Source organism: Streptomyces sp. NPDC039480 (assembly GCF_055597165.1).
Genome location: NZ_JBVITX010000007.1, coordinates 96,675 through 120,001, shown reverse-complemented (window position 1 = coordinate 120,001; position 23,327 = coordinate 96,675). Strand labels below are relative to the sequence as shown.

Annotated in this window: 24 protein-coding genes; 9 read left to right on the top strand and 15 right to left on the bottom strand. The window is 70.3% G+C overall.

Features of this window, described 5'->3' with window-relative positions:
• Nucleotides 1-15 precede the first annotated feature (15 nt).
• From rlmB to ACZ56E_RS22460, 6 genes are all read right to left on the bottom strand, one after another.
• The gene (rlmB, locus tag ACZ56E_RS22485; RefSeq protein WP_468612430.1) at nucleotides 16-960 is read right to left on the bottom strand and encodes a 23S rRNA (guanosine(2251)-2'-O)-methyltransferase RlmB; all 945 of its coding nucleotides are present in this window, start codon (nucleotides 958-960) and stop codon (nucleotides 16-18) included.
• Between the two features lie 106 nt (nucleotides 961-1,066).
• Nucleotides 1,067-2,470, bottom strand: coding sequence for a cysteine--tRNA ligase (gene cysS / locus ACZ56E_RS22480; protein WP_471216666.1), 1,404 nt, complete (start codon nucleotides 2,468-2,470; stop codon nucleotides 1,067-1,069).
• Between the two features lie 79 nt (nucleotides 2,471-2,549).
• The gene (locus ACZ56E_RS22475) at nucleotides 2,550-2,954 is read right to left on the bottom strand and encodes a PPOX class F420-dependent oxidoreductase (protein ID WP_471216664.1); all 405 of its coding nucleotides are present in this window, start codon (nucleotides 2,952-2,954) and stop codon (nucleotides 2,550-2,552) included.
• Between the two features lie 67 nt (nucleotides 2,955-3,021).
• Complete coding sequence (ispF, locus tag ACZ56E_RS22470) at nucleotides 3,022-3,531, bottom strand: 2-C-methyl-D-erythritol 2,4-cyclodiphosphate synthase (RefSeq protein ID WP_471216661.1); 510 nt, start codon at nucleotides 3,529-3,531, stop codon at nucleotides 3,022-3,024.
• Nucleotides 3,521-4,252, bottom strand: coding sequence for a 2-C-methyl-D-erythritol 4-phosphate cytidylyltransferase (gene ispD / locus ACZ56E_RS22465; RefSeq protein WP_471216658.1), 732 nt, complete (start codon nucleotides 4,250-4,252; stop codon nucleotides 3,521-3,523). The genes ispF and ispD overlap by 11 nt, the downstream gene beginning before the upstream one ends.
• Nucleotides 4,253-4,539: 287 nt before the next feature.
• The gene (locus ACZ56E_RS22460) at nucleotides 4,540-5,022 is read right to left on the bottom strand and encodes a CarD family transcriptional regulator (RefSeq protein WP_003953493.1); all 483 of its coding nucleotides are present in this window, start codon (nucleotides 5,020-5,022) and stop codon (nucleotides 4,540-4,542) included.
• Nucleotides 5,023-5,753: 731 nt separating this feature from the next.
• Between ACZ56E_RS22460 and ACZ56E_RS22455 the strand changes: the two genes are divergently transcribed.
• Nucleotides 5,754-6,494, top strand: coding sequence for a copper chaperone PCu(A)C domain-containing protein (locus ACZ56E_RS22455; RefSeq protein ID WP_471216656.1), 741 nt, complete (start codon nucleotides 5,754-5,756; stop codon nucleotides 6,492-6,494).
• Between the two features lie 99 nt (nucleotides 6,495-6,593).
• Here ACZ56E_RS22455 and phoP read toward each other — a convergent pair whose 3' ends face one another.
• A complete protein-coding gene (gene phoP, locus ACZ56E_RS22450) occupies nucleotides 6,594-7,274 on the bottom strand; it encodes a two-component system response regulator PhoP (protein WP_030362171.1) in 681 nt (226 codons plus the stop codon).
• A complete protein-coding gene (gene phoR / locus ACZ56E_RS22445; RefSeq protein WP_468612440.1) occupies nucleotides 7,271-8,545 on the bottom strand; it encodes a two-component system sensor histidine kinase PhoR in 1,275 nt (424 codons plus the stop codon). The genes phoP and phoR overlap by 4 nt, the downstream gene beginning before the upstream one ends.
• 273 nt (nucleotides 8,546-8,818) lie before the next feature.
• Here phoR and phoU point away from each other — a divergent pair, with 273 nt between their 5' ends.
• The 3 genes from phoU (at nucleotide 8,819) to ACZ56E_RS22430 (ending at nucleotide 10,728) form a co-directional block, all read left to right on the top strand.
• Entirely contained in the window at nucleotides 8,819-9,502 is a 684-nt protein-coding gene (phoU, locus tag ACZ56E_RS22440) for a phosphate signaling complex protein PhoU (RefSeq protein ID WP_468086819.1), read from the top strand.
• A 513-nt stretch (nucleotides 9,503-10,015) separates the two neighbouring features.
• Nucleotides 10,016-10,285 (top strand): hypothetical protein, encoded by a 270-nt coding sequence (locus tag ACZ56E_RS22435; RefSeq protein WP_471216650.1) that lies wholly within the window; start codon nucleotides 10,016-10,018, stop codon nucleotides 10,283-10,285.
• 59 nt (nucleotides 10,286-10,344) lie between these two features.
• Nucleotides 10,345-10,728 carry a hypothetical protein gene (locus ACZ56E_RS22430; protein WP_471216647.1) on the top strand — a complete coding sequence of 128 codons (384 nt, stop codon included), beginning with the start codon at nucleotides 10,345-10,347 and terminating at the stop codon, nucleotides 10,726-10,728.
• A gap of 54 nt (nucleotides 10,729-10,782) precedes the next feature.
• On the opposite strand, the gene ACZ56E_RS22425 is transcribed toward ACZ56E_RS22430, so the two are convergent.
• Nucleotides 10,783-11,544, bottom strand: a complete 762-nt coding sequence (locus tag ACZ56E_RS22425; protein WP_398302842.1) for a phosphoglyceromutase — start codon at nucleotides 11,542-11,544, stop codon at nucleotides 10,783-10,785.
• Between the two features lie 173 nt (nucleotides 11,545-11,717).
• Here ACZ56E_RS22425 and ACZ56E_RS22420 point away from each other — a divergent pair, with 173 nt between their 5' ends.
• Nucleotides 11,718-13,088, top strand: coding sequence for an MDR family MFS transporter (locus ACZ56E_RS22420; RefSeq protein WP_471216645.1), 1,371 nt, complete (start codon nucleotides 11,718-11,720; stop codon nucleotides 13,086-13,088).
• Here the strand turns inward: ACZ56E_RS22420 and ACZ56E_RS22415 are convergent.
• The 3 genes from ACZ56E_RS22415 to mshA all read right to left on the bottom strand — a co-directional run bounded on the left by ACZ56E_RS22415 (nucleotide 13,030) and on the right by mshA (nucleotide 16,699).
• A complete protein-coding gene (locus ACZ56E_RS22415) occupies nucleotides 13,030-14,727 on the bottom strand; it encodes a glycosyl hydrolase family 28-related protein (RefSeq protein WP_471216643.1) in 1,698 nt (565 codons plus the stop codon). The two genes, ACZ56E_RS22420 and ACZ56E_RS22415, sit on opposite strands and share 59 nt — an antisense overlap.
• Before the next feature lie 114 nt (nucleotides 14,728-14,841).
• Nucleotides 14,842-15,351, bottom strand: coding sequence for a type III secretion system chaperone family protein (locus ACZ56E_RS22410; RefSeq protein ID WP_471216641.1), 510 nt, complete (start codon nucleotides 15,349-15,351; stop codon nucleotides 14,842-14,844).
• On the bottom strand, nucleotides 15,344-16,699 hold the full coding sequence (gene mshA / locus ACZ56E_RS22405; RefSeq protein ID WP_471216639.1) for a D-inositol-3-phosphate glycosyltransferase: 1,356 nt from the start codon (nucleotides 16,697-16,699) through the stop codon (nucleotides 15,344-15,346). The genes ACZ56E_RS22410 and mshA overlap by 8 nt, the downstream gene beginning before the upstream one ends.
• 191 nt (nucleotides 16,700-16,890) lie before the next feature.
• On the opposite strand from mshA, the gene ACZ56E_RS22400 reads away from it, so the two are divergent.
• The 3 genes from ACZ56E_RS22400 (at nucleotide 16,891) to ACZ56E_RS22390 (ending at nucleotide 20,771) form a co-directional block, all read left to right on the top strand.
• Nucleotides 16,891-17,715 carry a class I SAM-dependent methyltransferase gene (locus ACZ56E_RS22400; RefSeq protein ID WP_471216637.1) on the top strand — a complete coding sequence of 275 codons (825 nt, stop codon included), beginning with the start codon at nucleotides 16,891-16,893 and terminating at the stop codon, nucleotides 17,713-17,715.
• Between the two features lie 256 nt (nucleotides 17,716-17,971).
• The gene (locus ACZ56E_RS22395; RefSeq protein WP_471216634.1) at nucleotides 17,972-19,048 is read left to right on the top strand and encodes a C40 family peptidase; all 1,077 of its coding nucleotides are present in this window, start codon (nucleotides 17,972-17,974) and stop codon (nucleotides 19,046-19,048) included.
• 310 nt (nucleotides 19,049-19,358) lie between these two features.
• On the top strand, nucleotides 19,359-20,771 hold the full coding sequence (locus tag ACZ56E_RS22390) for a PP2C family protein-serine/threonine phosphatase (RefSeq protein WP_471216632.1): 1,413 nt from the start codon (nucleotides 19,359-19,361) through the stop codon (nucleotides 20,769-20,771).
• Between the two features lie 33 nt (nucleotides 20,772-20,804).
• Here ACZ56E_RS22390 and ACZ56E_RS22385 read toward each other — a convergent pair whose 3' ends face one another.
• The 3 genes from ACZ56E_RS22385 to ACZ56E_RS22375 all read right to left on the bottom strand — a co-directional run bounded on the left by ACZ56E_RS22385 (nucleotide 20,805) and on the right by ACZ56E_RS22375 (nucleotide 22,401).
• Nucleotides 20,805-21,143: a DUF2516 family protein gene (locus ACZ56E_RS22385; RefSeq protein ID WP_361721631.1), complete on the bottom strand. Its 339-nt coding sequence runs from the start codon at nucleotides 21,141-21,143 to the stop codon at nucleotides 20,805-20,807.
• A 170-nt stretch (nucleotides 21,144-21,313) separates the two neighbouring features.
• The gene (locus ACZ56E_RS22380) at nucleotides 21,314-21,925 is read right to left on the bottom strand and encodes a hypothetical protein (RefSeq protein ID WP_468612459.1); all 612 of its coding nucleotides are present in this window, start codon (nucleotides 21,923-21,925) and stop codon (nucleotides 21,314-21,316) included.
• Nucleotides 21,926-21,957: 32 nt separating this feature from the next.
• Nucleotides 21,958-22,401, bottom strand: a complete 444-nt coding sequence (locus tag ACZ56E_RS22375) for a helix-turn-helix domain-containing protein (RefSeq protein WP_471216630.1) — start codon at nucleotides 22,399-22,401, stop codon at nucleotides 21,958-21,960.
• A gap of 687 nt (nucleotides 22,402-23,088) precedes the next feature.
• Between ACZ56E_RS22375 and ACZ56E_RS22370 the strand changes: the two genes are divergently transcribed.
• On the top strand, nucleotides 23,089-23,301 hold the full coding sequence (locus tag ACZ56E_RS22370; RefSeq protein ID WP_471216628.1) for a hypothetical protein: 213 nt from the start codon (nucleotides 23,089-23,091) through the stop codon (nucleotides 23,299-23,301).
• The last annotated feature ends 26 nt before the right edge of the window (nucleotides 23,302-23,327 follow it).

Here is a 23,327-nt window from a genome sequence, read left to right as displayed (position 1 = left end):
TACGCCGGGGAACTCCTACGCGCGGCGCCGCGCGGCCTCGTACAGCACGACACCGGCCGCCACACCGGCGTTCAGGGACTCCGCGCCACCCGGCATCGGGATCCGCACCCGGAAGTCGCACGTCTCGCCGACGAGCCGCGAGAGGCCCTTGCCCTCGCTGCCGACCACGATGACGACGGGGCCGCTGAGCGCCTCCAGGTCACCGATCTCGTGCTCGCCGTCCGCCGCGAGGCCGACGATGGCGACGCCCGCCTTCTTGTACGCCTCCAGGGCGCGCGTCAGGTTCGTGCAGCGGGCGACCGGCGTGCGCGCGGCCGTGCCGGCCGAGGTCTTCCACGCGCCGGCCGTCATGCCGGCGGCCCGGCGCTCGGGCACGACGACTCCGTGGCCGCCGAACGCGGTCACCGAGCGGACGATCGCGCCGAGGTTGCGCGGGTCCGTCACGCCGTCGAGCGCGACGATCAGCGGGTCCTGGCCCTCGTCGAACGCGGCGGCGACGAGGTCCTCCGGGTGCGCGTACTCGTACGGCGGGACCTGGAGGACGAGGCCCTGGTGGTTGAGGCCGTTCGTCATGCGGTCCAGCTCGGGGCGCGGGGCCTCCATGAGGTGGATGCCGCCGCGCTCGGCCGCGAGCTGGAGCGCTTCGCGGACCCGCTCGTCGTTGTCGATGAACTGCTGGACGTAGAGCGTGGAGGCGGGCACGCCGTCGCGCAGCGCCTCGAAGACGGGGTTGCGGCCGACCACCATCTCGGAGGTCCCCTTGCCGCCGCGCCCCTTGGGCGTGCCGCGGCGGCCCACGGCCTTCTTGGCCTTGGCGGTGGCGATGCGGTTCTTCACGTGCCCCTTGCGCGCCTCGGCGGGCGGCGTCGGACCCTTGCCCTCGAGGCCGCGGCGCCGATTGCCGCCGCTGCCGACCTGCGCGCCCTTCTTGCCGGACATGCGGCGGTTGTTAGCGGCCATGACCTACCTGTCTGTTGTGATGCGTGTGCGCGTACGTGCGTACGCGCAGAGGTGTACGTCTATGAAGTGTGCCGCCCGGAAGGCCGGGCGGCACATCAGCGGGCCCCTAGCGCGGGCCGAGCGTCCAGCGCGGACCGCTGGGGCTGTCCTCGATGACCAGACCCGACTGGTTGAGCGAGTCGCGGATGGCGTCGGCGGTGCCCCAGTCCTTGCGGCCGCGGGCGGCCTCGCGCTGGTCGAGGACGAGCCGGACGAGGGTGTCGACCACGCCGTGCAGGTCGTCGCCGCGGTCCTGCTCCCCGCCGGCCCAGTGCGGGTCGAGCGGGTCGAGGCCGAGGACGCCGAGCATGGCCCGCACCTCGGCGAGGCGCTCGACGGCGGCTTCCTTGTCGTCGGCGGCGAGGGCGCTGTTCCCCTGCCGGACCGTGGTGTGGACGATGGCGAGCGCCTGCGGGACGCCCATGTCGTCGTCCATGGCGTCGGCGAAGGCGGGCGGCACCTGGGCGGCGGGCTCGACGACCCCGCCGGCCTTCTCCACCACGCGCTGCACGAAGCCCTCGATGCGGGCGAACGCGGACTCGGCCTCGCGCAGGGCCTCCGGGCTGTACTCGATCATCGAGCGGTAGTGCGGGGTGCCCAGGTAGTAGCGCAGGACGATCGGGCGCCACTGCTTGACCATCTCGCTGACGAGGACCGAGTTGCCGAGCGACTTCGACATCTTCTCGCCGCTCATGGTGACCCAGCCGTTGTGCACCCAGTACCGCGCGAAGGTGTCACCGAAGGCCTTGGCCTGCGCGATCTCGTTCTCGTGGTGGGGGAAGATCAGGTCGATCCCGCCGCCGTGGATGTCGAACTCGGTGCCCAGGTACTTGTGGGCCATCGCCGAGCACTCCAGGTGCCAGCCGGGCCGGCCGCGCCCCCAGGGGGTCTCCCAGCTGGGCTCCCCCTCCTTGGCGGCCTTCCACATGGCGAAGTCGCGCGGGTCGCGCTTGCCGGTCTCGCCCTCGCCCGAGGGCTGGCGCAGCTCGTCCAGGTCCTGGTTGGAGAGCTCCAGGTACCCCGGGAAGGACCGCACGTCGAAGTAGACGTTGCCGTCCGCCTCGTAGGCGTGCCCGCGCTCGATGAGCCCGCGCATCATCTCGACCATCTCGGTGATGTGGCCGGTGGCGCGCGGCTCGTAGGTGGGCGGCAGGCAGCCGAGCGCGTCGTACCCGCTGTTGAACGCGCGCTCGTTCTCGTACCCGATGGACCACCAGGGCCGGCCCTGCTCGGCCGACTTCTTGATGATCTTGTCGTCGATGTCGGTCACGTTCCTGACGAACGTCACGTCGTAGCCGCGGTAGGCGAACCAGCGGCGCATGATGTCGAAGTTCAGGCCGGACCGGATGTGCCCGATGTGCGGTGCAGCCTGGACCGTGGCACCACAGAGGTAGATCGAGACGCAGCCGTCATTGAGGGGGCTGAAGTCACGGATCTGCCGGGCGCTGGTGTCGTACAGGCGAATCGTCACGACTCCAGGGTAGTGGGCGTGGGACAGTGCCCCACGCCCCCTTGGACACCGTGCACGGAACTGTGACGTCCCGACGCCCTCAGACCCGCCCGACGACCTTCCGCGCGGTCACCCGGACGACGACTCGTGGGGAGTCGTCCTTCGATGCCGGGTTGAACTCCGCGTACTTCTTTCCGGTGTACTTCACCGACAGCTCGTCGATCAGCTCCTGGCCGCCCTCCGTCGTCATCTCCGCGGTGCCGCGGATCTCCGCGTACGTGTACGGCGCGTCGAAGGGCTGGAGCAGCACCGTCACCCGTGGGTCGCGGCGCAGGTTCTTCTCCTTGCGGCGGCCGAGAGTCGTGGAGAACAGCACGTCGTCACCGTCACGCTTCACCCAGACCGGCGACAGCTGGGGGCTGCCGTCGGGCTGGATGGTGGCGACGATGATGAAGGAAGGGGCGTCGAGGAGAGCTTTGAGCTGGTCGGACAGTTCGGCGGACATGGCTTCACTCCTTCGTGGACAGCCGGCTGCGAGAGCCTTGCCTTGTAGGAGCCACGCTTACCCGAAATCAGCGTGAGGGCGTCGTCCGTACGACCAAGGCGGTGGCCACCGCGGCGAGGCCGTCGCCGCGGCCGGGGAAGCCGAGGCCGTCGGTGGTGGCGCCGGAGACCGTGACGGGGGCGCCGGCCGCTTCGGAGAGGACCTTCTGCGCCTCGTCCCTGCGCTTGCCGATCTTCGGGCGGGGCCCGATGACCTGGACGGCGACATTGCCGATGGTGAAGCCCGCGTCCCGGACGATGCGGGCGGCCTCGGTGAGCAGCGTCAGGCCGGAGGCGCCGGACCACTCGGGGCGTCCGGTGCCGAAGTGGGCGCCGAGGTCGCCGAGGCCCGCCGCGGAGAACAGCGCGTTGCAGGCGGCGTGGGCGACGACGTCGGCGTCGGAGTGCCCGGCGAGTCCGGGTCCCTCGTCGTCCCACTTCAGGCCCGCGCACCACAGCTCACGGCCCTCTTCGAAGGCGTGGATGTCGGTGCCGATGCCGACCAGGGGAAGCACCGGCGCGGGCGGCTCAGAAGCCATCGTTGGCCCTCCTGCGGGCGAGGACGGCTTCGGCGAGCACGAGGTCGAGGGGGCGCGTCACCTTGAACGCCTCCTCGTGGCCGGGCACCACGACGACGGGCAGGCCGAGCTGCTCGACCATGCTGGCGTCGTCCGTCACGTTGTCGGTGACGGTCTCGTGGGCGCGTACGAGCGTGGCGCGGTCGAAGCCCTGCGGCGTCTGCACGGCGCGCAGCCTGGCCCGCTCGGGCGTCGCCACGACGGGCTCGGGCTGCCCGGGCGTCGCCGCGGGCTCGACCTGCTTGACGGTGTCGGCCAGGGGCAGCGCGGGGACGACCGCGGGCGCCCCGTCGCGTACGGCCTCGATGACGCCGTCGACCGTGTCGACGGGCACCAGCGGGCGGGCCGCGTCGTGCACGAGCACGATGTCGAAGCCGTCCGGCAGCGCGTCGAGCCCGGCGCGCACGGACTCCTGGCGGCTCTCGCCGCCGGGCACGACGAGGAAGTCGGTCCGCTCGGGCAGCGCGTGGTCGTCGAGGAGCGTCTTGACCTCGGGGGCGCCGTCCGGCGGTGCCACCACGACGACGAGGGAGACGGCACGGGATTCCGCCATGGCGCGCACGGCGTGGATGAGCATCGGGGTGCCGTTCAGCGCGCGAAGCGCTTTGGGGGCGCCAGGGCCGAGGCGCACGCCCCGCCCAGCCGCGGGAATGACCACCGCGGTACGGGATTCGCTAGACATCGGTTCCGTTCAGGTTTGTGTGCTCGGCCGACGTGGGTATGGCCTCACCGTGCCGGGGTGGCATCTTGACCGGACCCTTCCGTGACATCTGGTCGAGCCAGCTGCCGAGTCCAGCACGCCAACACGGCTCCCCGGGGGCCGCTCTCACATGTGCCAGGGTGCGAAGAATATGTGGGTACGAACATGCCGCAGCGCCCGGCGACTCCAGTAAGGGTCAGCGGGCACCGCGGCATTGCTGCGCCTGGTCGACGCGAGACTGCCGAGGCGGGTGCCTCGGACTGTCCGCGTCAGGACGCGAGGACCTCGTCAAGCAGGGCCTCGGCCTTGTCCTCGTTCGTGTTCTCCGCGAGGGCGAGCTCGCTCACCAGGATCTGGCGGGCCTTGGCGAGCATGCGCTTCTCGCCGGCCGACAGTCCACGCTCGCGCTCCCGACGCCACAGGTCACGCACGACTTCCGCGACCTTGATGACATCGCCGGAGGCGAGCTTCTCGAGATTTGCCTTGTAGCGGCGCGACCAGTTCGTGGGCTCTTCGGCGTACGGCGCGCGCAGTACTTCGAAGACCCGGTCGAGGCCGTCCTGCCCGACCACATCACGCACGCCGACGAACTCCGCATTGTCCGCTGGCACACGCACCGTCAGGTCGCCCTGGGCGACCTTCAGCACCAAGTAGGTCTTGTCCACGCCTTTGATCTGGCGAGTTTCGATGGCCTCGATCAGCGCGGCCCCGTGATGGGGATAGACCACGGTGTCGCCAACCTTGAACGTCATGTGACAGGTACCCCTTCCGTGGCTATCCATCCTAACACGAGAATCGCCTCTTCTGAATGGCGTTTTCGCAGGTCAGGGCATATCTCGGGGCTTGACAACAGCAACAGGAACGTGCTGCGGAGGGGCGCCGGAACGGGGTATTCGCAGGTCGGAGCGGCTCTTCGGGGAGCGGGAAACGCACCCGTTACGCGCCCCCGGAGGGCGCCCGGAGCGGCCGAACGTCCCGGTTTGCGCGGTTCCAAGCGGTGAACTTCCGATACTCCGTTCGGAGGCCGGAAGGATGTGCTCGACACAGAAGGATGTGCTCGACACACTCCGAGACGATTCCGAATTGATCAAGCCGAACATGATCGGGCAGCTCATCGGTCATCCGGCAGATGATCAATTCTCCGGCCCCCTCCGCATTCCTTACCGGAAATCCGCGGAGCGTGACACCGGAGCCTCTTGGTGACGCTTTTACGAAAGGGGCGTGCGGGAGCAATGAGGCGGCTGGGGCGGAGGACGGTCCGGCGGGGCTCGCGACTCCCGGAGGCGGGGCTCGTGACTCCCGGAGGCGGGTCGGGTGAGCGTCGGGTGGGCTAAGGGGCGGGTCGGGTGCGGTGGCGTGGGAACGGCTCGGTAACCTAAGCGCGCTGACACACCCTTAGGGCAGCTTTACGGCCGCCCGTAGGACGGCTTTACGGCCGCCCGCCCCGTCCTGTACCGCCCACGTTCAAGGAGTTGCCGCCGCCGTGAGCCGCAGCCTTCGACGCGGCGCCCTCGCCGCCACCGCCATCGCGTTCTCGCTCGCCTCGCTCTCCGCGTGCGCGGCGGGCAACAACGCACAGACGATGGAGGTCAAGCCGGACAACGCCGCGACCTCCGTCGGCGACATCAAGATCCAGAACGCCATGGTCATCACGCAGCCCGACCAGAAGTCCACGGGCCCGGCCGCGATCTCCGCGACGATCTTCAACGCCGGCGACAAGCCCCAGAACCTGGAAGCCATCACGGTCGAAGGCGCCGACAAGAAGGCCAAGCTGACGCGCGGCAAGGACGACAAGGACTCCAAGCCGAACGGCCCGCTGACCATCCCGGCCGGCGGCTCCCTCGTCATCGGCGGCAAGGACAACGCCTCGGCGGTCCTGTCCGGCGGCGGCGACGCCATCAAGAACGGCAACGCGCAGCCGATCACGTTCTCCTTCAGCGCCACCGGCGACGTGAAGATGGAAGCGTTCGTCGTGCCCGCCGAGAGCTACTTCAGCAAGTGGGGCCCGAGCGCCCTGCCGCAGGCTCCGGGCGGCAAGCCGTCGAAGCCCGCCAAGCCGGGCCAGTCGGGCGAGCCCGCCACGGGCGCGTCGACGGGCGCCTCCACCGACCCGTCCGGCAAGCCCTCGGACGGCGCGAGCACGGACCCGTCGGGGTCCGCCTCGCACGGCGCGGACGCGGGCGCCGAGGCGGGTGCCGACGCGGGCGCGGGCACCCAGCACTGATCGACGTACACACGTCGTACGCACGACACGCACGACACGCACGACAGGAAGGGCGGGACCCCCTCGGGGCCCCGCCCTTCCGCGTACTCGCCGTGCCGTTTACGGCTCGAACTTGTATCCGAGACCCCGCACCGTGACCAGGTACCTGGGCGCCCCCGGGTCCGGCTCGATCTTGGCGCGCAGGCGCTTCACGTGGACGTCCAGCGTCTTCGTGTCGCCCACGTAGTCGGCGCCCCAGACGCGGTCGATGAGCTGCATACGGGTCAGGACGCGGCCCGCGTTGCGCAGCAGCATCTCCAGGAGGTCGAACTCCTTCAGGGGCAGGTCGACCTTGGAGCCGGAGACCGTGACCACGTGGCGGTCGACGTCCATCCGCACCGGGCCGGCCTCCAGGGCCTGCGGGGCGACCTCCTCGGGCTCGCCGCGGCGGCGGAGCACCGCGCGGATGCGGGCGACCAGTTCGCGCGAGGAGAAGGGCTTGGTGACGTAGTCATCGGCTCCTATCTCCAGGCCGACGACCTTGTCGATCTCGCTGTCCTTGGCGGTGACCATGATCACCGGGACGTTGGAGCGGCTGCGCAGCTGGCGGCAGACCTCGGTGCCGGGCAGGCCGGGCAGCATCAGGTCGAGCAGGACGAGGTCGGCGCCGTTGCGCTCGAATTCGTCGAGTCCGTCCGGGCCGGTTGCCGCGATGGCGACTTCGAAGCCCTCCTTACGGAGCATGTAGGACAGGGCGTCGCTGAAGGATTCCTCGTCCTCGACGACGAGCACTCGGGTCACGGAAGGACCTCCGGGGCAGGAATGGGTTCGTACGTGGTGGTCGCGGCGGCCGCGGGGCTCGCGTCGGCTGGGGCGGTCTCCGTGTCGAGTCCGCCGCCACGACCGGATCCGCGGTCGCGGTGTGCGGCCGCCTCGGGCAGCCGCAGGGTGAAGGTGGAGCCCTGACCCTCGGAGCTCCATACGGTGACCTCCCCGCCGTGCGAGGCGGCCACGTGTTTGACGATGGCGAGGCCGAGGCCGGTGCCGCCGGTGGCCCGGGAGCGGGCCGGGTCGACGCGGTAGAAGCGCTCGAAGATGCGTTCCTTGTCCTTGTCGGAGATGCCGATGCCCTGGTCGGTGACCGCGACCTCGATGAGGTCCCCGCCGGGTGCGGTGACCCGGCGGGCGGCTATGCCCACGCGGGTGCGGGCCGGACTGTAGTTCACGGCGTTCTCGACGAGGTTGCCGAGGGCCGCCGCGAGCTGGCCGCGGTTGCCCCAGATCTGGAGCTCCGCCGTGCCGCCCGCGGCCATGGTGATCTGCTTGTGGGAGGCCTGGTGGCGGCTGCGGTCGATCGCCTCCGCCACCAGTTCGTCGACACGGACGGGTTCGGCGTCCTCCAGGGGGTCGTCGTTCTGGACCCGGGAGAGGTCGATGAGTTCCTGCACGAGGTTGGTCAGCCGGGTCGCCTCGATCTGCATGCGGCCGGCGAAGCGCTCGACGGCCTCGGGGTCGTCGGAAGCGTCCATCACGGCTTCGGAGAGCAGCGAAAGAGCCCCCACCGGGGTCTTCAGCTCATGGCTCACGTTCGCGACGAAGTCGCGTCGTACGGCCTCGATGCGGCGGGCCTCGGTGAGGTCCTCCACGAGGAGCAGGACGAGGCGGGAACCGAGCGGCGCCACGCGCGCGGAGACGGCAAGCGCCTCGCCGCGGCCGGTGCCGCGCCGGGGCAGGTCCAGCTCGACCTGGCGTATCTCGCCGTCGCGGCGGGTGTCGCGGGCCATCTGCAGCATGGGCTCGACGGCGAGCTTCCCGCCGCGTACGAGTCCGAGTGCGTACGCCGCCGAGCTGGCCTTGACCACGCTGTCGGCCTCGTCGAGGACGACGGCGGAGGAGCGGAGCACGGAGAGCACCGTGTCCACGCCGGGTGGCAGTACGGGATCGGTGTGCAGGGAGGTCCGGGTGGGGCGTTTCTGGTCGCGCTCGCTCCATCGGAACGCCAGCATGGCGATGACACCGGTGCACACCCCGGCGATCGCTGCCGCTGCGGCGACCGCCGCGTTCACGTCCATGCGTCCAGGTTATGCGCCGAGTAAGCGCCGGTCACAGCCGTACGGGTGTCGGCTCGAACAGTCGTCGCTCAGAGTTCACCATGGGGACTGCACCGGTTCACTTACTCCGAGCGGGCCGGGGCGGCGCGGGTCGGGTTCGCCGTCCGTCGTCGCCCACAGTTCACCTTGATGACGGTGGTGATTCATTTGGGGTGCCGGAAACGGACGCGTCCGGCCCGCACCGTGGGAGCGTAGGGGCCAGCCCCCTGGCACGTACTAGAGAGGGACAGCCACATGCGGGACGCGTACCACGAGGAACTTGACTCGATCGGCGACAGCCTCGTCGAGATGGCCCGCCTCGTCGGGTCCGCGATCGGGCGCGCCACGACGGCCATGCTCGACGCCGACCTGAAGATGGCCGAGAGCGTGATCGCGGCCGACCAGAAGGTCGACGATCTGCAGCACGACCTGGAGGCGCGCGCGATAGCCCTGCTGGCGCGCCAGCAGCCGGTCGCCACGGATCTGCGCATCGTGGTCACCTCGCTGCGCATGAGCGCCGACCTGGAGCGCTCGGGCGACCTCGCCCAGCACGTCGCGAAGCTGGCGCGGCTCCGCTTCCCCGACTCTGCGGTGCCGCGGGACCTGCACGCCACGATCCTGGAGATGGGCCAGCTCGCGCAGCGCCTGATGGCGAAGGCGGCGGAGGTCATCATCACCAAGGACGTCGACCTGGCGCTCCAGCTGGAGCAGGACGACGACGAGATGGACCAGCTGCACCGCACGCTGTTCCAGCACCTGATGGACGACCGCTGGAAGCACGGCATCGAGACGGCCGTCGACGTGACACTCCTCGGCCGCTACTACGAGCGCTTCGCGGACCACGCGGTGTCGGTGGCGAAGCGGGTCGTGTACCTGGTCACGGGCGAACACGCGGACGAGATACAGGCGACGGGGCCGGCGCAGGTGGAAGGTTCGTAGACCTCCGGGTCTCCGGCCCCCCGGGTCTTCGCCGCCTTCCGCGGATGGCTGTGCCCCGCGCGATCGCTTCGCGCGGGGCACAGCCATCTGCCGGCTCGCGGTCGTCAGCCGCAACCACCACCGCACTGGCAGCTGCCACCCGACTGGCAGCCACAGCTGCAGCCGGGGCCGCAGCCGCAGGACTTCAGCAGACAGACGGACTGCTCGGGAACGGATTCGCGCGTAGGGGACTCGGCCATGGTCTCCTCCTCGAAGGCGTACCGGCGTACTGCCTGATGCCATTGCATGCCCACAGGACCGGGGCGCGTCAACGGCGCACGCGCGCGCGGCGGTTGCCCCGAGCCCCGGCGCCGGGCCCATGAGTCCCCCTTGAACCCCCCTTGAGCTCCGAGCCGATTCAGCCTTGGTTGAGTGCTTTGCTGCCAACTACGGGTGACCGGGCAGCCACGAGGCGCGAGTTCGGGCTACACAGGAACGTCCGGGTCGTTGGCTCCTGACGGGAGGGGTGGCCAAGTGGTGCTGTCGATCGACCTAGCGGTTCTGCTGGCTGTCGTCATCGTCGTGCTCCTGCGCAGACGGGTGGCTCCCCGCACGAAGACGGACACGTTCCTGACCATGTCGGTGGTCCTGGTCTTCGGCATCCTGGTGGCCCCGACGGACTTCGGCCAGGGCATCCAGAACGTGGTCACGGATCTGGCGCAGGGGATCTCGGATTCGACTGCGGGGTCGGGCTCGGGACCCGGGTCGGGGCAAGGCGGAGGCTCGGGCACGCCAGGACCGTGAGAAGACTCCCGGTCCCGCCCCACTGATCATGCCCGGAAGGCCACGAGTAGGTTGGACGCATGCCTTCTGCACTCGTCATCGGTTACGACCCGCAGGCCATACCTGGCGTCGACGCGGAGGGGCTCCGTGCGGCGCTGGACGAGGAGCTGAGCCGGTTCGGGGAACACGGCATCGAAACGGCGATGACGCTGGTCGTGTTCGGCGAGACGGCCGAGGCCACACTGCTCGCATCGCTGACCGAGCGTCCGTGGGACGTGGTCGTGGTCGGGGCCGGAATCCGCAAGACGGAGCAGTTGCTTCCGCTCTTTGAGCAGACGGTGAATCTCATCCACCGCCATGCACCACAGGCCGCCATCGCGTTCAACTCCGGCGGCGGGGACAGCGTCGAGGCGGCGCTACGTCTGCTCGAACGGGCCGACCGCCCCGCCGGCGCCCACACGTAAGCCCCCGGCCTACGGGCGCAGCGCAGACCGGGGGCTTTCGTTCTTGCGGGCTGCTTACTTCTTCTTGCCCTGGTTCTTCACTGCCTCGATTGCTGCCTTCGCGGCGGCCGGGTCGAGGTACGTGCCGCCCGGGTTCAGGGGCTTGAAGGTGGCGTCGAGCTCGTAGGAGAGCGGGATGCCCGTCGGGATGTTCAGGCCCGCGATGTCCTCGTCCGAGATGCCGTCCAGGTGCTTGACCAGGGCGCGGAGGGAGTTTCCGTGGGCCGCGACCAGGACCGTCTTGCCCGTGAGGAGGTCCGGGACGATGCCGTCGAACCAGTACGGGAGCATGCGGACGACGACGTCCTTGAGGCACTCCGTCTGGGGGCGCAGCTCGGGGGGAAGCGTCGCGTAGCGCGGGTCGGAGAACTGCGAGTACTCCGCGTCGCGGTCCAGCGGCGGGGGCGGAGTGTCGTACGAGCGGCGCCACAGCATGAACTGCTCCTCGCCGAACTCGGCGAGCGTCTGGGCCTTGTCCTTGCCCTGGAGGGCGCCGTAGTGGCGCTCGTTCAGGCGCCAGGAGCGGTGGACCGGGATCCAGTGGCGGTCGGCCGCCTCGAGGGCGAGCTGCGCCGTGCGGATGGCGCGCTTCTGGAGCGACGTGTGGACCACGTCGGGGAGCAGGCCGGCGTCCTTGAGCAGCTCACCGCCGCGGACCGCCTCCTTCTCGCCCTTCTCGTTGAGGTTGACGTCCACCCAGCCGGTGAACAGGTTCTTCGCGTTCCATTCGCTCTCGCCGTGGCGGAGGAGGATCAGCTTGTACGGTGCGTCGGCCATGCCTCTGAGCGTAATCGAACTCCAGGGGGCCTCGCGCGCGCGGGCGCGGGGGTGACAGTTGACGGCTCCCGTCAATCGAGTGGCGGTGCGGGAACACGGGCTCGTAACATGCGATAACTGCTTGTGCCGCTTACATTCGTTGTTGCATTCGTTGTTGTCACGGGGGAACTTCCATGTCACTCGCCGTCATGAGACGTGCCGTCACAGAGAGCGTGTCCGGACTGCCTCGCGCCTTCTGGTGGCTGTGGACCAGCACGCTGGTCAACCGGCTCGGCGCCTTCGTCGCCACGTTCATGGCCCTGTACCTGACCCTGGAGCGGGGCTATTCCGCCTCGTACGCGGGGCTCGTGGTCGCCCTGCACGGGCTCGGAGGTGTCGTCTCCTCGCTCGGCGCGGGGGTGATGACCGACCGGCTCGGGCGGCGGCCCACGCTGCTGATCGCGCAGGCCTCGACGGCCGTTTCCGTGGCGGTGCTCGGGTTCATGGAGCACCCCGTCGCCATCGCCGGCGTCGCCTGCGCGGTGGGCATGGCGAGCAACGCGTCCCGGCCCGCCGTGCAGGCGATGATGGCGGACATCGTCCGGCCCGAGGACCGGGTACGGGCCTTCTCGCTGAATTACTGGGCCATCAATCTGGGCTTCGCCATCTCCTCGGCGGGTGCCGGGTTCATCGCCTCGTACAGCTACCGCGCCGGCTTTCTGATCGAGGCCGCCATGACGATGGCCTGCGCGATCGTCGTCTTCGCGAAGCTGCCGGAGTCGCGGCCCGTGCGGACGGCGCTGGAGAAGGCGGCGGAGCCCGATGTGGGGCTCGGGACCGTGGTGCGGGACGGGCGCTTCATGGGCGTGGTCGGGTTGTCCTTCCTCGTCGCGCTGATCTTCCAGCAGGGGTCCGTGGGGCTGCCGATCGCGATGGGCGAGGCGGGGTTCACGCCCGCCGACTACGGCGTCGCCATCGCCGTCAACGGCGTGCTGATCGTGGCCCTGCAGATCCCGGTCACGCGGTTCATCGAACACCGGGACGCGGGGCGGCTGTTGGTGATCTCCTCGGTGCTCGCCGGGTACGGCTTCGGGCTCACCGCGTTCGCCGGGTCGGTCGGGGTCTTCGCGCTGACCGTGTGCGTGTGGACGCTCGCCGAGATCGTCAACGCGCCGACGCAGACCGGGCTGGTCGTGCGGCTCTCCCCGGTCCACGGCCGCGGGCGCTACCAGGGCATGTACACGATGTCGTGGTCGGTGGCCGCGCTGGTCGCCCCGCTCATGTCAGGCTTCGTGATCGACCGGTTCGGGGCGGAGTGGCTGTGGGCCGCTTGTGCGGTGATCGGGACGGGGGCGGCCTTCGGATACTGGGCCTTGATGCGGAAGCTTCCGGAGGAAGCGCCCAGGGAGGCCGTCGCTCCGGGTGCGCTCGCCGAGGCGCCTGGCGCCGCAGAGGCCAGCGCCGCAGAGGCCGCTACTGGTGGCGCTCAGGCCGGTTCCGCCGGGGTCAGCGGCGCAGATCCCGCTGCGCCTCGTACAGATTCCGTGGCCGAACCGCGTCCGTAGTGCCGTACAGCTCCAGGCGCGCGTGCAGGTCGCCGGTGAAGTCGGGGACGTCGATCTGGTCGAACTCGCGGACCGTGTTGAGGCCGACCGTCGCGCTGTAGGGCGCGAGTCCGTCGATCTTCATCAGGCCCGCCCGTTCGTTGGTGACGCGGATGTTCCAGTGCGTGAAGCGGGCTCCGAAGAGGGGGCCCGCGCTCGCGTCACCGCCGTGCCGGCCGTTGTTGTCGACGGTGATGTCCGTCCGTACGTTCGCGAAGGGCATCCCGCGATGGCTGTCGAACGTACCCATCTCCATAAGGCCGCGCGACCAGGCGTTGTAGGAGGAGAGGCCTTCGACGTTGATGCCGTGCAGTTGGGTGCCGGGTGGGGCGGGGGTGGTGCGGGCGTCGATCCGGAAGTCCTCGATGAGGTTGTCGTGCGAGCCCTCACGGCAGAAGTACGGGTGGTGGGAGCCGCGGCCGGTCACGCGCGTCCGGCGCAGGGTGCAGGCGGAGGCGGCGACCAGCCCGAAGCCGTTGTCGACATGGCGCACGACGAGGTCGTCGGCCCAACAGTCGTACGCGCACTGGAACGTGACGCCGTTGTAGCCCTTGTCGAGGAGGTGCGGGGACTGCGGGGTCTCGACGGCTTCCAGGGTGAGGGCTTCGACGCCGGAGCCGGTCAGCGCCGGGACGTGGGTGGTGAGACGGGGATCCCACTCCGGGCGTACGTCGAGGGGGAGCGGCCGTTCGAAGGTGACCCGGCGCCTGTCGGGGTGGAGAGCGGCGATCCGTACGGGCCACTCGTAGGGGACGTACGAGGTCAGCTTCGTCTTGTCGTCCCAGGTGTACGACTTCGCGCCCGCGCCGTCGCCCGCCATGTGCTGCAAAAGGGTGTGGTCCGGGTCATCCGCGAGGCGGAGGAGGACGAGGTCGCCCTTGCGGAGGAGAGAAGTGTCGGTGACGGTCACCGACCAGGAGCCCCGGCGGGCGGGGCGGACGGTGGTGAGGGTCTCCCATGCGTCGCGCTTGTTGCCGGTCCAGCCTTCGAAGGGCCAGCTTTTCGTCCTGATGGCGGTGGTGAGGGACTGCCAACGGGCCTCGGGGCAGAGCCAGATGAGGCCGCCCGCCCAGGACCAGCTGGACTTGTCGCCGCCGTAGCGGGAGCCGTAGGGGCCGATCAGCTCGGTGAGGCTCTTGGTGGCGAGGAGGGTGGTGCGGGTGCTGCCGGCGCCGCGGAGGGTGACGTTGTCGTGGGCGATGCGGATGAGGTCGTCGATCCGGTACGTGCCGGGGTGCAGCACTACGGTGCCGCCGCCTTGCTCGCCCGCGTCGGCGAGGGCGCGGTTGATCGCCGGGGCGGCGTCGGACTTGCCGTCGGGGTGGGCTCCGTAGCGGCGGGCGTCGATGTGGGGGTGCGGTCTGGGGGCGGGGGCAGCAGAGGGGTGTCTCCCTGTGCGGCAGCCTGCCCGACCGATGTAGGGGATCTGAGGGTGGGTGTAAGGGGTCTTGGTGAACTCTCGCCAGAGGGCAGGGGGTGAGGGCGCGGTGGCGTGGGCCGTCGCGGCGCCGATGCCGGTGACTGTGGCTGTAGCTGTGGCTGCCGCGGCGCCTATCGCGCCGCCGAGCAGGGTTCGCCTGGTGAGCTCCTCGTGCGCCATGCCCTGCCCGCCGCCTTCCGTTTTCCATGGATGTGAACGGAGTTCATGCTTGCGATGAGCGGGAGCATGGCACGGCACCGCGCGGGGCGGAAGAGGGCAGGAAGAGAGTGGACCTCAGCGGTTCTTGTCGCCGCTCGGCTGGGTCAGGTGCGTGAACGCCTCAAGGTTGCGCGTCGACTCGCCCCGAGCGACCCGCCACTCGTACTCCTTGCGGATCGCCGACGCGAAACCCAGTTCGAGGAGCGTGTTGAAGGAGTCGTCGGAGGCCGAGAGGACCGAGCCGAGGAGGCGGTCGAGTTCCGTCGGAGTGACCGCGGAGAGCGGGAGCTTGCCGGCGAGGTAGATGTCGCCGAGCGAGTCGATCGCGTAACCGACGCCGTAGAGGCGGAGGTTCCGCTCGAGGAGCCAGCGGTGCACCGCCTCGTGGTTCTCGTCCGGGTGGCGGATCACGAACGCGTTCAGGGAGAGGGCGTGGTTGCCGACCCGCAGTGACAGGGTCGTGGAGAGCTTCCGGGTGCCGGGGAGCTTCACCACGTACGAGCCCGGCTCGACGGTCTCCCACTCGAGCTCGGCGTCGTCCAGGGTCCGCTCGATGATCGCCGCAGTGTCCGCCTGATCAGCCATGGTGCGAGCGTACGTGACGGCGGGACGTGCGGAAATCGTGCATCGCCGCGGTGTAGACGTCCGCCGTCGAGGACGCCGCCGTGTCCCAGCCGAAGGACTCCGCGTGCCGGGCCGCGGCCTCGCCCATGCTGTCCACAAGGTGTGGATGGTCGGCGAAATCGCGCAGCACGCGCGCGTAGTGGGCCGGTTCGTGGCCCGGGATGAGAAATCCGGTCACCCCGTCGCGTACGGCGACGGGCAGGCCGCCGACCGCCGCCGCGAGGACCGGCGTGCCCGCCGCCTGCGCCTCGATGGCGACGAGGCCGAAGGACTCGCTGTACGAGGGCATCACGAGGACGGACGCCGCCCTGAACCAGTCCGCCAGCTGCTCCTGGCCGACCGGCGGCTGGAAGCGGACGACGTCCGCGATCCCCAGCTTCGCGGCCAGTTTCTGCAGCCCCTCGGGCTTGGCGAGACCGCTGCCGCTCGGGCCGCCGACGATGGGGACGACGATGTTCGAACGCAGCGCGGGACGCTCGTCCAGGAGCACTGCGACGGCGCGGAGCAGCAGGTCGGGGGCTTTGAGGGGCTGGATGCGGCCTGCGAAGACCGGCACGAGGGCGTCCTGCGGCAGGCCAAGGCGGTGCCGGGCTGCGGCGCGGCCGTCGGCGGGCCGGAACCGTTCGAGGTTCACGCCGGGGTGGACGACGGCGACCTTCCCGGGCTCGGCTTCGTAGTGGCGTACGAGCTCGTCGGCCTCTTCGGAGGTGTTGGCGATGAGGCGGTCGGCGGCGCGGACGATCTGGGTCTCGCCGATGACGCGGGCGGCGGGTTCGGGGGTGTCGCCCTCGGCGAGCGCCGCGTTCTTGACCTTGGCCATGGTGTGCATGGCGTGGACGAGGGGCACGCCCCAGCGTTCGGCGGCGAGCCAGCCGACGTGGCCGGAGAGCCAGTAGTGGGAGTGGACCAGGTCGTAGTAGCCGGGCCGGTGGCCCGCCCAGGCCTGCATGACGCCGTGCGTGAAGGCGCAGAGCTGGGCCGGCAGCTCTTCCTTGGCGAGTCCTTCGTAGGGGCCCGCGTCCACGTGGCGCACGAGGACGCCGGGCGCGAGTTCCACGGCGGAGGGGAGTCCTCCGGTGGTGGCGCGCGTGAAGATCTCGACCTCGATGTTGATCGCGGCGAGGCGCTTCGCGAGCTCGACGATGTAGACGTTCATGCCGCCCGCGTCGCCCGTACCGGGCTGGTGCAGCGGCGAGGTGTGCACGCTCAGCATCGCCACGCGGCGCGGACGCCGCTGAGTGCCGGGGATACGGAGCCGTGGGGGTGCCGCCGGGGAGCGACGCCCGAGCCTGGACACGTACTGGCTCACGTGGCGGTCCTCCTTGCGTACGGACATGACTGCGGGCATGACTACGGGGAGGGCGTACGTACCTCCGGAGGGAGAACACCGGAGTCGGCTGCTCCATTTCCGTCTGGCCCTCACCCGGCCCGTTTTTGCCAAAGCGTTACGCTGCGTCGTCACGCGTGTCTCTCCAGCCCCGTCCCGCATACCCTTCCTCCATGGCCCCACGCACCTCCTCCCGCCCCGTGGGAACGGTGACGCGCGGGACCACGAACCCGAACCGGCTGCGCCGCATGGACCGCTGGATCGCCGCCGTCCACGGCCCCGCGCTGCGCCGTGCCGCGGACCCCGTCGCCGTCGACCTGGGCTACGGCGCCTCCCCCTGGACCGCCGTCGAGCTGCTGCTCAGGCTGCGTACCGTCGCTCCACGCGCGCGGGTGGTCGGTATCGAGATCGACCCGGCGCGGGTCGCGGCCGCCGCACCGTACGAGCGCGAGGGGCTCTCCTTCGTGCACGGCGGCTTCGAGGTCCCGCTGCCGGAGCGGGTGGGGGCGGGCTCATCCGGGTCAAGGCCGGTCCTCATTCGGGCCGCGAACGTCCTGCGGCAGTACGACGAGGAGCAGGTCGCCGCCGTCTGGGAGCGGCTGCGCGCCCGCCTCTCCCCCGGCGGGCTGCTCGTCGAGGGCACCTGCGACGAGATCGGGCGGCGGCACGTGTGGGTCGCGCTCGGGCCCGAGGGGCCGCGCACGGTGACGTTCGCGACGCGGCTCGGCTCCCTGGACCGGCCGTCCGACCTCGCGGAGCGGCTGCCGAAGGCGCTGATCCACCGGAACGTGCCGGGCGAGCCCGTGCACGCGTTCCTGCGGGACTTCGACCGGGCCTGGGCGGCCGCGGCGCCGTACGCCTCATACGGGGCGCGGCAGCGGTGGATCAGGGCGGTGCGGGACCTGACGGCCGACTGGCCGGTGGCCGACGGGACTTCGCGGTGGCGGCAGGGCGAAGTGACGGTGCGCTGGGAGGCGTTGGCGCCTCGCTCGGGGTGAACCCGCAGGTCTCCCTGAGGCCACCCGGACGTAACCCGGAGATGTTCTGGTGCAGGGGGCGAGGGGGAACGATCTTGGCGTGCGGTACGTCACATGGGGCGTATGGGGGATCAGAGTTGCTGTCGGACTCTGTCGGATCGGGCGTCGGCATGGCACCATCCCGGTGGCGACCGTAAGTTACTGACGGTAAATCAGGTGCCTCGGAGATCCAGGTACCTCGGGTAATCAGGTACATCGGCTTTGGGGGTGGCGGAGCGTGACTGGCAAGCGATACTCGACAGCGACGGCCGTGGCGCTGATCTGCGCGGCGACGGTGCTGGCCGCACCGGGGACGGCCTTCGCGAGTCCGGCGAAGCCCGCCAGTCCGGCGAAGCCCACCGATCCGGCACCCCGGACGGACGAGTCGCTCGAGCAGGTCCGCAAGGAGATCGACAAGCTCTACCACGACGCGGGCGTGGCCACCGACGCGTACAACGCGGCCGAGGAGAAGGCCGACAAGCAGTCCGAGCAGATCGTGAAGCTGGCCAAGGACATCTCCAAGGGCCAGGCGAAGCTGAGAAAGCTCAAGGCCCGCGCGGGCGCGGCGGCCCGCGCCCAGTACCGCGGCGGCGGCATGCCGGACGAGGCCCAGCTCATGCTCAGCGACAACCCGAGCCGGTTCCTGGACGGCGCCGGGCGCCTGCGGCAGGGCCAGAAGGCCACCAAGGGCATGCTCACCGAGCTGGAGCGCACCCAGGAGGACCTGCGGATATACGCCGAGGACGCCACCGCCCGCTGGAAGAAGCTGGAAGCCAACCGCAAGGCGAAGGCCGCCTCGAAGAAGAAGATCAAGAAGAAGATCGCGGCCGCCGAGAAGCTCGAATCGACGCTGGAGAAGAAGGAGCGGGAGCGGCTGCGCAAGCTGGAGGAGGCGGCCGCCCTCAAGAAGCAGTCGGCGTGGGTGAGTTCGGGCGCCCTGAAGGACGTCGGCGGGAAGGCTTCGCCCCAGGGCAAGAAGGCCATCGCGTTCGCCACTGCCCAGATCGGCAAGCCGTACGTGTGGGGCGCCGAGGGCCCGGGGTCGTACGACTGCTCCGGACTCACCTCGAAGGCCTGGTCGGCCGCCGGCCGCGGCATACCGCGGACCTCGCAGGAGCAGTGGAAGCAGCTGCCCCGCGTCGACGTCAAGAACATGCGCCCCGGCGACCTGATCATCTACCACTCGGACGCGAGCCACGTGGGGATGTATCTGGGTGACGGCGCGATCGTGCACGCGCCGCGGCCCGGCCGGGACGTGACGATCGCGGGTGCGGGATCGATGAAGATCCTCGGGGTCGTACGCCCGGACAAGTAGGCGTACGCGGCGGCGGGCGCGGCAGTGCGTGCGGTGGCGTGTGCGGTGGCGTGTGCGGCAGCGGGTGCGGTGGGCCCCGGCCCATGTGACCCAGCGCACCGCGCGCCCGGCCGCTCAACCCTCCCGGCGTGATGTTCGTCATCCCTGGCGGGACCCCGCGGTGCCCAAGTGCGTTCCTGGATGCGGCATATGACGGTGGCCGTTTGCCGCGCGCCATTCCACTGGAGGCACGGCTACCGCTATGGTCCCCGTCGGTGCCGCGTCGACCTGCGTGGCGCCATGCCCTCGGGGGGAGGGAAGGAAGCAAGCGATGCCCGTACCCATACCGCGGCAGAGAGCGATCCCGGCCGCGGAAGGCGGTCAGGCTCATGCGGCGCCCCCGCTCGATGCGGTGGCGCCCGCCCACGCCCCGACAGCGAACAACCCCAGCAACATCACACATAGCAGCCACATCAGCCACGACAACAATGTCAGCGGCAGCAGTGGCAACGGCCACAGCGGCGGATCCGGCCTCAGCCTGTTGGTGATCGAGGACGACCCGGCGGGCTCGCTGAGCGTGCCCGAGCTCCTCGACTCCGCGGGCAAGCCCATCCGCATCCGTACCGCCCGCAACCTCACCGAGGCCGAGCGGCTGCTCACGGACGACGTGCACTGCATCCTGCTCGACCTCGCCCTGCCGGCCCCGAGCACGCAGTCGCCTCCGGGCATCCAGTCGGCCCCTAGCGCCACTGAGGCGGACGACGACGAGCTCGTCGCCCTCAAGCACGTGCTGCGCCTCGCGCCCCGGCACGCCGTCCTCGCCCTCACCGCGAACGACGACTCCGAGCGTGGCGCCGAAGCCGTCCGGGTCGGCGCCCAGGACTACCTCTTCCGGGAGGAGCTGGACGGCCGGCTGCTGAGCCGCGCCATCCGGTACGCGGTGGAGCGCAAGCGCGCCGACGCCGCCCAGCGCCAGCTGACCGAGTCGCGCCTGCGCGCCCAGGAGAACGCCCGCCTGGAGCGCGGCCTGCTGCCGACACCGCTCCTGGACGGCTCACCGCTGCGGTTCGCCGCCCGCTACCGCCCCGGCCGCTCCCGCGCGCTCCTCGGCGGCGACTTCTACGACACCGTGCGCACCCCCGACGGCTCCGTGCACGTCATGATCGGCGACGTCTGCGGCCACGGGCCGGACGAGGCGGCGCTCGGCGTGGAGCTGCGGATCGCGTGGCGCGCGCTGACCTTCGCGGGACTCTGCGGCGACGAGCTGCTGTCCACGCTGCAGAAAGTCCTGGAGCACGAGCGCGAGAACGACGAGATCTTCGCGACGCTCTGCACGGTCGACATCGCCCCGGACGGCCGCCGGGCCGGTCTCTGCCTCGCCGGGCACCCGGCGCCGCTGATCGCGCGCGAGGGACGCCTCGCCGAGCTCCTGCCGTACGAGGACGGCGGCCCGGCCCTCGGACTCCTGCCGCGCGCCCGCTGGCCGCGCCGCCAGGTGGAGCTCGGCGGCGCATGGAGTCTGATGCTCTACACGGACGGTCTGATCGAGGGCCGGATCGGCCAGGGCAACCAGCGCCTGGGGCAGGACGGCATGGTGGAGATGATCCGCCGCCAGGTCGCGGAGGGCCTGCGGGGCGACGAGCTCCTGGAGGCAGCTGTGAACGAGGTCCGCGACCTCAACGGCGGCGACCTCACGGATGACGTGGCGGTGCTGCTCCTGGACCGGTCGCCCGGGGTGCGGTGACGTCACCGCACCCGGCCAGGGGACCCGCAGGAGCTACCGGCCGCCGTTGTACGGGCCGTACGGGCCGTCGCTGCTCGAGCCGCCGCGGCGGCCACCGCGCCCGCCGCCCGTGATCTGCTGGATCGCCGGGCGTACGTCCACCATGTACACGATGGTGGCGACGAGCCCGATGATCGGCAGGAACGACAGGATCGGGAAGAGCAGGTTCACCACGAAGGCGATGCCGAGGATGATCAGCCAGAACGGCTTGGTCTTCTTGTCCGCCGCGCGGTAGGCGTCCTCGCGCCGGACCGCGGCGTCGATGAGGGCGAACCCGCTGAAGACGATCAGGGCCAGCGACAGCAGCCACATGAAGTTCGCGAACCCTTGCATCAGCACAACGTCCACCACCAGTCTCGGCCAGTCACGGCTCATCGATTACGCGGCCACGGTACCCGCTACCCCGTCAACGGGGCGGGCACGCGGAGAGTGCCCGCCCCTTACGCACGCCGTAAGCGTGTCGCGCCGGACGCGTGAAGCTCCGAACAAATATCGCTGAGCTGCTACTTGGCGGGCGGCGGCGTCTTCTTCGCCGTCGTCTTGCGGGCCGGGGCCTTCTTCGCGACGGGCTTCTTCGCCGGGGCGGCGGCCGCGCTCCGGGGCGCGACGACAGCGGCCGGCTTGGGCGCCGTGCCCTCCGCCGCCACGGGCTCCGTCTCGGCGTCGGGCTCGACCGTCTCGGCCAGGTCGAGGATCTCCTCGGCGGCCTCGCCGCGCCAGGACTTCACAGCCTGCTCGCCGTGCTCGGCGACCTCGTCGTACTTCTCACGGGCCTTGACCGCGAGCTCGGCGGCCACGCCGACACCGCGCAACGCGAAGTCCTGCGCGGTCTCCTGAAGCTTCTTCAGGTCGGTGTCGAGCGTGCCGAGCACCTCGGTGACCTTGGCCTGGAGGGTCTCCTGCGCCTCCTTGGCGCGGGCGGCGGCCTTGTCCTGGACGGTCTTGGGGTCGGTGTTGCGCACCGCGTCGATGCGCGAAGGAGCCTCGGCGATCAGCTGCTCGACGAGACCGGGAACCTTCTTCGCCTGCTGGAGGGCAAGGTCCGCGGACCCGGCGACGAAGTACGCGGGGGTGGGATTGCTGAGGGTCTTGCGCAGGTCATCGGTGATGGCCATGACGATGGTCCTCCCGGATTCGCGTCGGCTTGTCAGCTTGAGGGTGTCTGCTTCGGTTCTGTTTCGGCATCACTGCCGTCGACATCGCTACCGTCGGCATCGCTGCCATCGGTGTCGTACGAGGCCGCGTCGAAGCCGTTCTCCTTGCGGAACGACTCGTAGATCTGCAAGAGCACCTGCTTCTGGCGCTCGTTGAGGGACGGGTCGGCGAGGATGACGGCGCGCGTCTCCAGCTCGTCCCGCTCCTTCTCGTCGAGGATCCCGGCGCGCACGTACAGCGTCTCGGCGGAGATCCGCAGGGCCTTGGCGACCTGCTGCAGCACCTCCGCGCTCGGCTTGCGCAGGCCGCGCTCGATCTGGCTCAGATACGGATTGGACACCCCGGCGGCATCGGCGAGCTGCCGCAACGACAGCTGCGCGGTGCGCCGCTGCTCGCGCAGATACTCGCCGAGATTGCCGACGTTGAGTGATGCCATGCCCCGATGGTGCAGCACCCTTGCTAACTTTTGCAAGCACCCGCTTGCAAAAGTGCGCCACACCACGCGCGGCGCCGTACGTCCGCCGACCTGGAGTCGCTCTGCGCCGCCCTCCCCGGACGATGGGTACGTAGGTACGCAGCGGTGTTGCCGGCCGACGAACTACCTTTTAGGCACCCGAGGGACTGCGTTCGCGCCTACCGGTCCAGTGGCCGGAGGGGGAACATCGCGCTCAGCCTCGGCAGTTTGCGCAGCGCCGCGTCGTCGCATCGCACATCCCACTGCTCGCCGCGCGGCCCTGAATTGCCGCGTACAGCGGCCTGCTCGGCTTCGACGGCTTCATGGAATGCGTCGCCGCAGTCGTCGTCAGCGCGGGTGAGAAGTCCATACGCCTCCATGGCGACGTAGTCGAGAGCTCACGCCGGATCACGGGGTTGCGCCGCTAACCCCCGCCTCCGCCACAGTGCCGTCGAGCCGAAGGTCAAGCCCTCGCGAATGAAGCTCCACCCCTGATCGGGACCCCTCAAAGAAGCGCTTCGGTGGATTCTCGCGAGAACTCGACCGTGCCGGCTCCGCCGCCGATGGTGGCCCCCGTTCCCCCCGCCCGGCCCGCCAAGGCGCCGGGCGCTCCTCAGCGCCGCCCATCGCCTACAGGCGTGGGCCCGAGACCGAAGGACCGATACAGACATGACCGCCGACGCCGACACCCCGCGTACCGACGACCACCAAGACCTGCGGCTGTACGTCCTGCTGCTGACCCTCGCCGTGGGACTGGTGTTCGTGATGCTTGCGGTGTACTTCAGCTACCAGCACCCGAAGCTGGCCGCCCCGATCAATACCGGTGTGGCCGTCGCGGCCGTCTTGGTCGCCGGCGCGGGCATCGCCTACAAACGGCGGTGAACGCTGCACCCCGGGCGAGGACGACC